At 42.2% G+C, this 5,819-nt stretch carries 5 protein-coding genes; 4 read left to right on the forward strand and 1 reads right to left on the reverse strand.

The genetic code is table 11. The features are described from left to right. Positions 1-886: 886 nt before the first annotated feature. The 4 genes from EI162_RS13045 to EI162_RS13060 all read left to right on the forward strand — a co-directional run bounded on the left by EI162_RS13045 (position 887) and on the right by EI162_RS13060 (position 4,271). Positions 887-1,921 carry a polyprenyl synthetase family protein gene (locus EI162_RS13045; RefSeq protein WP_192524756.1) on the forward strand — a complete coding sequence of 345 codons (1,035 nt, stop codon included), beginning with the start codon at positions 887-889 and terminating at the stop codon, positions 1,919-1,921. 185 nt (positions 1,922-2,106) lie between these two features. Then, the gene (locus tag EI162_RS13050; RefSeq protein ID WP_192524757.1) at positions 2,107-2,925 is read left to right on the forward strand and encodes a DUF72 domain-containing protein; all 819 of its coding nucleotides are present in this window, start codon (positions 2,107-2,109) and stop codon (positions 2,923-2,925) included. A gap of 219 nt (positions 2,926-3,144) precedes the next feature. Further along, entirely contained in the window at positions 3,145-3,501 is a 357-nt protein-coding gene (locus EI162_RS13055; RefSeq protein ID WP_192524758.1) for a PAAR domain-containing protein, read from the forward strand. 32 nt (positions 3,502-3,533) lie between these two features. Then, entirely contained in the window at positions 3,534-4,271 is a 738-nt protein-coding gene (locus EI162_RS13060) for a hypothetical protein (RefSeq protein ID WP_192524759.1), read from the forward strand. Positions 4,272-4,453: 182 nt separating this feature from the next. Here EI162_RS13060 and EI162_RS13065 read toward each other — a convergent pair whose 3' ends face one another. Beyond that, on the reverse strand, positions 4,454-5,668 hold the full coding sequence (locus tag EI162_RS13065; protein ID WP_192524760.1) for an IS256 family transposase: 1,215 nt from the start codon (positions 5,666-5,668) through the stop codon (positions 4,454-4,456). Between the last annotated feature and the right edge of the window lie 151 nt (positions 5,669-5,819).

The following is a 5,819-nucleotide window of genomic DNA, read 5'->3' on the forward strand; positions in this document are numbered from 1 at the left end:
CCTAGGCTTAGATGTGTATAGTTCATGGTTGCAATCTCACTTTGGTCGGTGGATAAAAACTTTGATGCTAGCGCATCTAGGTCTTTTTTTCACCTCACATTTGGTATTGCACTTCATGTGTTAATCTAAGAATTAAAAGAAAAGCTTTAACTCTAAAGTGCCTAGCCAGTTATTGTTAGTAAAACGAGTAATAACACCGCCAATATACTACCTTATAAAGTCAGTATAGATTGAGCAGTGAAGAGGTTTTTATTATCCAGCGTTCATATTTATATATTCACGTTCTATGCTCAATATTACCGCATTAGCACAAATAAATAGGACGCTTTATTTATATACTGTTGTTTCAGTTACTGATAGTTATACTGATACTGTTACTGTTACTTGAGTCAAAACCTTGAATCAGAATCGGTGTTGTATGAATTTTTCGCTTAGACAATCCGTACGAAAAGTCATTTTTTTAGCACCAAATCATTTTCACGCCAATTAGTGTAGGGGATTATGCCCCCGACTGTCACAAGCTAATACCATACTCGCAAGTCACTCTTAAATCAGCAGCAGCCCTTTACCTTGTTACTCAGGTACTTTAGGTGACTGCCTGCATACTCAATTTATAATCTGTAAATCAGCGACTTAAAGACGTCGGTTAGCCATCATCAATCTCTTAACGCTCCACCTTATCAAAACATATTCGGCCCCTAAGTTAAATCGCCAATACGTAACGAGGGCTTGTTACATTATTTCGTGCTGCGTTTAACAGGAAACTTCTGATTTTTAACATCAAGCTTTAAAAAATTGGCCATTAACGATACGGGCGGCATAAGCAACATAACCTATCATGCTACACTAACGATATTTTATTATTCACCTAATAGATGGTTGAGTTATGACTGTTTCCTCTACACCAAGCGTTATGCCTCTTAGCTTTATGTCTTTTGATAGCACCGAGCAGTTTCATCATGCTGTGCGCACGCAATTGGCGCAAGATATTGACGTATTATTTGCTTACGCTGAGCTGCCAAGCCCGCTGATTGATGCCTGCCGCTATGTCATGACTGGACAAGGTAAGTTGGTACGTCCCCTATTAGTAGCTAGTGCCTTTGCTAGTGTGAATGATTATCGTGGTGTTAAAGATAACGATAAAGGCAGCAATAAAGAGACGGATATAAACGATAATTTAGCGTCATTATTGGAGAATGACTCCGATTTTGATATGTATCGTCGTGCGGCGTTGGCGGTGGAGCTACTGCATACCTACTCGTTGGTGCATGATGATTTGCCGTGTATGGATGACGATGAGCTGCGTCGTGGGCAGCCAACCGCCCATATCGTCTTTGACGAATCGACCGCGCTGCTGGCAGGCGATGTACTGCAAACGTTAGCGTTTGAGGTATTAACGGCAGAGATGCCAACCTTTGCACCTTTTGATTCAGCTATCGCCAGCCAACTATTTGCCATCTTTGCGCCGCGAGCAAGGCGTATGGTCTCCGGTCAAATGCTGGATCTTAATGCCGAAGCCAGTAATAGCATCACGCAAGCCAATTTAGAAGCCATCCACCGTGATAAAACCGGTGCATTGATTGAGGCGGCGATGCTGATGGGTGGTATTTGTGCTGGTGCTACCGCTCCGCAGCGTATGGCGCTACAAGATTGCGCCCAGAATATCGGTCTTGCCTTTCAAGTACAGGACGATATCTTAGATGTCACCACTAGCACAGATGCGCTAGGCAAGCCTGCGGGCAGCGATGAAAAATTAGACAAATCTACCTATGTGAAATTAATGGGCGTTAATGAGGCGACTAACTACGCGCAATCGCTATTCAATGACGGACGCGCAGCAATCAGTCGTGAGCTTGGCGATAACCCAGACAGCGACGCGCTATTGGCACTGATTGAATGGCTATGGTCGCGGAAGAAATAATATAGTCGACGCAATGTAGAAACGATATAGCGTGACTGGGATGCTGGCTCTTAGAACATAGGTTTTGTAGCCCCTGTCGGCGTAGCGGCGTAGGCACAGCAAGCCAGAAAAATTTATACCAGTCACGCACCATAAACCATGTATATGTTTTATTTAATCAACAAAAATAGCAAAGAGTGGTCAACATGGACAGAACCCCTACTCCGCGTATTTACCTCGGCACTGGCGGTTACAGCGATACCGACTTATTGGGCACGCTGTATCCCACTGGCACCAAAAAGACGGATTTTTTACGCGAGTACGCCAAACAATACGGTGCGGTAGAAATCAATAGCAGCTTCTATGCGCCCATCGGACAAAAAGCCTTTGCAGGTATGGTCAATAAGGCCTATGTGCAAGCAGACAGTGAGTTGAAGTTCGCGGTTAAGCTGCATCAAGACTTTACTCATGCACGTAAAGGCACTGCCGAACACGCCCAAGCATTTCTCACCGCCCTCACGCCACTTATCGAAGCTGATTGTCTAGCGCCACTATTATTACAATTCCCACACGGCTTTGATCGTACCCGCGAGCATCGTCTCTATCTTGCCAATCTGGTCAGTTGGTTTAAAGATTATCCATTAGCGATTGAGTTTCGACACAATGCTTGGCACACACCGCAAGTGGTTGATAGCTTTATCGAGCAAGGTCTAATTTGGTGCAGCGTCGATTATCCTAAAGTCAGCGGTCTACCACCGTCACGGCTGATATTTACCGAGCGCACCGGCTATCTACGGATGCATGGTAACAATCTAAACTGGTGGGATGCCATGAGCGCGGCTGATCGCCATGATTATCGCTATAGCGAAGCTGAGATGCAGGATTGGGCACAAGCGATTGCCAATCAGCGTCAGCATTTTGATACGCTGTATATCTTCTTTCAAAATACCGTCAATGCGCATGCTTATTATAATATTGCGATGTTAAGGGAGGCGTTGACGGCGCATAAATTTAACGTTTTATAAACTCGCAAGTAAAATTTTTGTTGTGGGTTACGGCTTTATTCCAACAAATAGTCGTGCAAAAACACAATATTAAATAATGAAAAATAGATTACAAATTATTCGCGTAGAGTGATTTATCACTTTCAAAGATACTAATAAAAATTTAATTGATATTTGTTTGTCTGTCTCTCTGTTTAACTAGGCTTGAGTTCAGTTTTTTAACAACTTTAAGGCGATATCATGGTGGCTTATATAACAGTAGGTAGTACAACCACTCACGGCGGCAAAGTTATTACGGGTTCACTGCATACGACTCACAATGGCGTTCAAGTATCGCGTAAAGGCGATAAAGTTATTTGCAAGAAATGTAAAAAATTGACGACTATTCTTACAGGTGACCCCTCATTTACTGTTGATGGTGCGCCCATCGCTCGCGGTGGTGATGTCACCAGTTGCGGTGCTAAACTGATTGCAATTCAGCAGTCGTTCTGTGAGTCGGATTTTGAAGTTTTTGGAGTTGAGCAGCCAGCGCCAAGGTTCGAACAACCTGCCCCTTTACAGTTTCCTAAATCAGACACAGATAGTTTGCTAGTCTAAAAGCTTCTGACGAAGAAATTTATGAAGTCGAGATGTCTGATAAGAAGTTAGACGCTTGGCGCGAGGATGCTGTTGCAGAAGGTTTAGAAAATGGATTACTTGTCAAAAGCGTGTCTGGAAAACTGCTAGGTGTTGGCGAATATTATAGAGCAAATGGCAACTATAAAATGGCGTATCAACTAACTAAAACACCAGTAACTGATTATATTACAACAACGCCACTTGCTAGTGAGGCAGGAAAAATTGGCAAAATAGTGGATAAAACAGGTAAAATTCAGGATGGAATTAATATTATTTCTGAAATTGGACCTATTAAAGCTGATTTGGGTAAAATTGGTGTAGATGATTGGCTTGGTAGTGGAAATGAAGGTATAAAATTAAGTGAGCTCGACAAAATATATGAAAAAACATTCGTTAAGTTGTTTGGAAAAGATATGAAATATCCTAATAATATTTTAACGGAATCAGAATACATCAAGTTAGAGACATCTTATCAAAATAGTTTAAGTGCTGAACAGAAAAAAGCAGATGCTATCTATCATCCGTCTTCAGCTCATAAGAACATTGAAGCAATTGATGAAAAAGCTAGAAAAAGTATTGTTTCATTTGTTGAAGTAGGTGGTAAGTTGAATAATGACACTATACCAGTTGCCAACAGAGATGAAATTAATAAAGCAATCAAAAATGGTCAGGGCAAAGGGTTAGTTCAAGAGGTTGTCGAAAAAACTCAAGGATTGAAGCAACTGAAAGATTTCTATGATAACTGGTAATGAGACAATCAATTATGAATAAGCTTTTAAGTAGATTTAGTGGTATATATTTCTTTTCAGTTTTAATCAGTCTCGTGAATTATGTAGTATGTAATCTCTATAGAAAGAATGCCTATAATCGTCTTTTAATAGAAGTAGTAGATGTTGCTAAGAGACCATCCCGAATTCTGTGTAACTGCCGTTTAGATTAAATGCCTGCTGATACGTTCATCAAACATAATCATAAAGCGATTAAGAGCAGACGTCCAGTTACGGATAGGCATCGACCACTTTTTGGATGCCTGCTGTGTTGCTAGATATACCACTTTAAACGCTGCCTGATCAGACGGGAACACCTTACGCTTATTCACCGCTGTCCGAATCACACTGTTCAGTGATTCTATCGCATTAGTAGTATAAATCGCTTTTCTGATGTCTTTAGGGTACTCGAAGAATACCGTTAAGCCCTCCCAGTTATTACGCCAAGACTTGACCACGTGCGGGTACTCTTTGCCCCAAGTCTCATCAAAGTGCTCAAGGTTAGCCTCTGCTATCTCAAGCGTATCAGCGCCGTAGATGGCCTTTAAATCAGCGGCTACTGCCTTTTTGTCCGTCCAGGGTACAAACTTCATTGAGTAGCGCACCATATGCACGATACACAGCTGAACCTGAGCATTGGGATAAACCGTATTGATGGCATCAGGAAAGCCCTTTAAACCATCGACACAGGCAATGAGTATATCTTGCACCCCGCGGTTTTGTAGTTCAGTGAGAACGCCTAGCCAGAACTTGGCGCCTTCATTCTCTGAGAGCCACATACCAAGCAGCTCTTTTTTACCGTTAAGAGCGACACCTAGAGCTAAGTAAATCGCTTTGTTAATGATCTGCTTATCTTGACGTACCTTAACGACAATGCAGTCCAAATAGACAATAGGATAAACACTACTCAATGGCCGGTTCTGCCATGCGATGATGTCCTCTAAGATGTTGTCAGTGACTCTTGAAACTAAGCTGCTTGAGATATCGACGTCGTAAAGCTCTTTGATACTCTCTACAATCTCAGTGGTGGTTTGACCTTTGGCGTAAAGGAATATGATTTTATCATCAAGACCTGAGATACGGGTTTGATGCTTACGCACTAATGCAGGTTCAAAAGCGCCGTCACGGTCTCTTGGGGTGGAGATCTCAAGATCGCCTGTGTCACTTCGGACGGTCTTTTTAGTGTGTCCATTGCGCTTGTTAGGCTTGTCCGCTTTCTCATGCTTGGGGTAGCCTAGATGGTCTTCCATCTCAGCTTCAAGGGCAGTATCGATAAAGGATTGCATGAGCTGCTTTTGGAAGTCTTTGATGTCATCGAAGCTTTTCATGCTACTAGCCATTTGCTCGGCCAGTTTTTTAATGTCAGATTGAGTAGTCATTGCTTATTCTCCTGTTATTGGATTATAAGCAGTTACACAGTTTTTAGGAAAGGCTCGTTGCTAAAACTCAGGACTATGACTTTTTTGTCCCTGAACTAGGGCGTGTCATCAATTAAGCCAAACGACACAAGAAACTAAGTGAATGGCACTA

This window comes from Psychrobacter sp. FME6, assembly GCF_014861365.1.
Lineage (GTDB): Bacteria > Pseudomonadota > Gammaproteobacteria > Pseudomonadales > Moraxellaceae > Psychrobacter.

Coding starts and splice junctions, on each gene's coding strand:
- EI162_RS13060 (WP_192524759.1), top strand. CDS start 3,534: ATGTCTGATAAGAAGTTAGACGCTTGGCGCGAGGATGCTGTTGCAGAA.
- EI162_RS13045 (WP_192524756.1), top strand. CDS start 887: ATGACTGTTTCCTCTACACCAAGCGTTATGCCTCTTAGCTTTATGTCT.
- EI162_RS13055 (WP_192524758.1), top strand. CDS start 3,145: ATGGTGGCTTATATAACAGTAGGTAGTACAACCACTCACGGCGGCAAA.
- EI162_RS13050 (WP_192524757.1), top strand. CDS start 2,107: ATGGACAGAACCCCTACTCCGCGTATTTACCTCGGCACTGGCGGTTAC.
- EI162_RS13065 (WP_192524760.1), bottom strand. CDS start 5,668: ATGACTACTCAATCTGACATTAAAAAACTGGCCGAGCAAATGGCTAGT.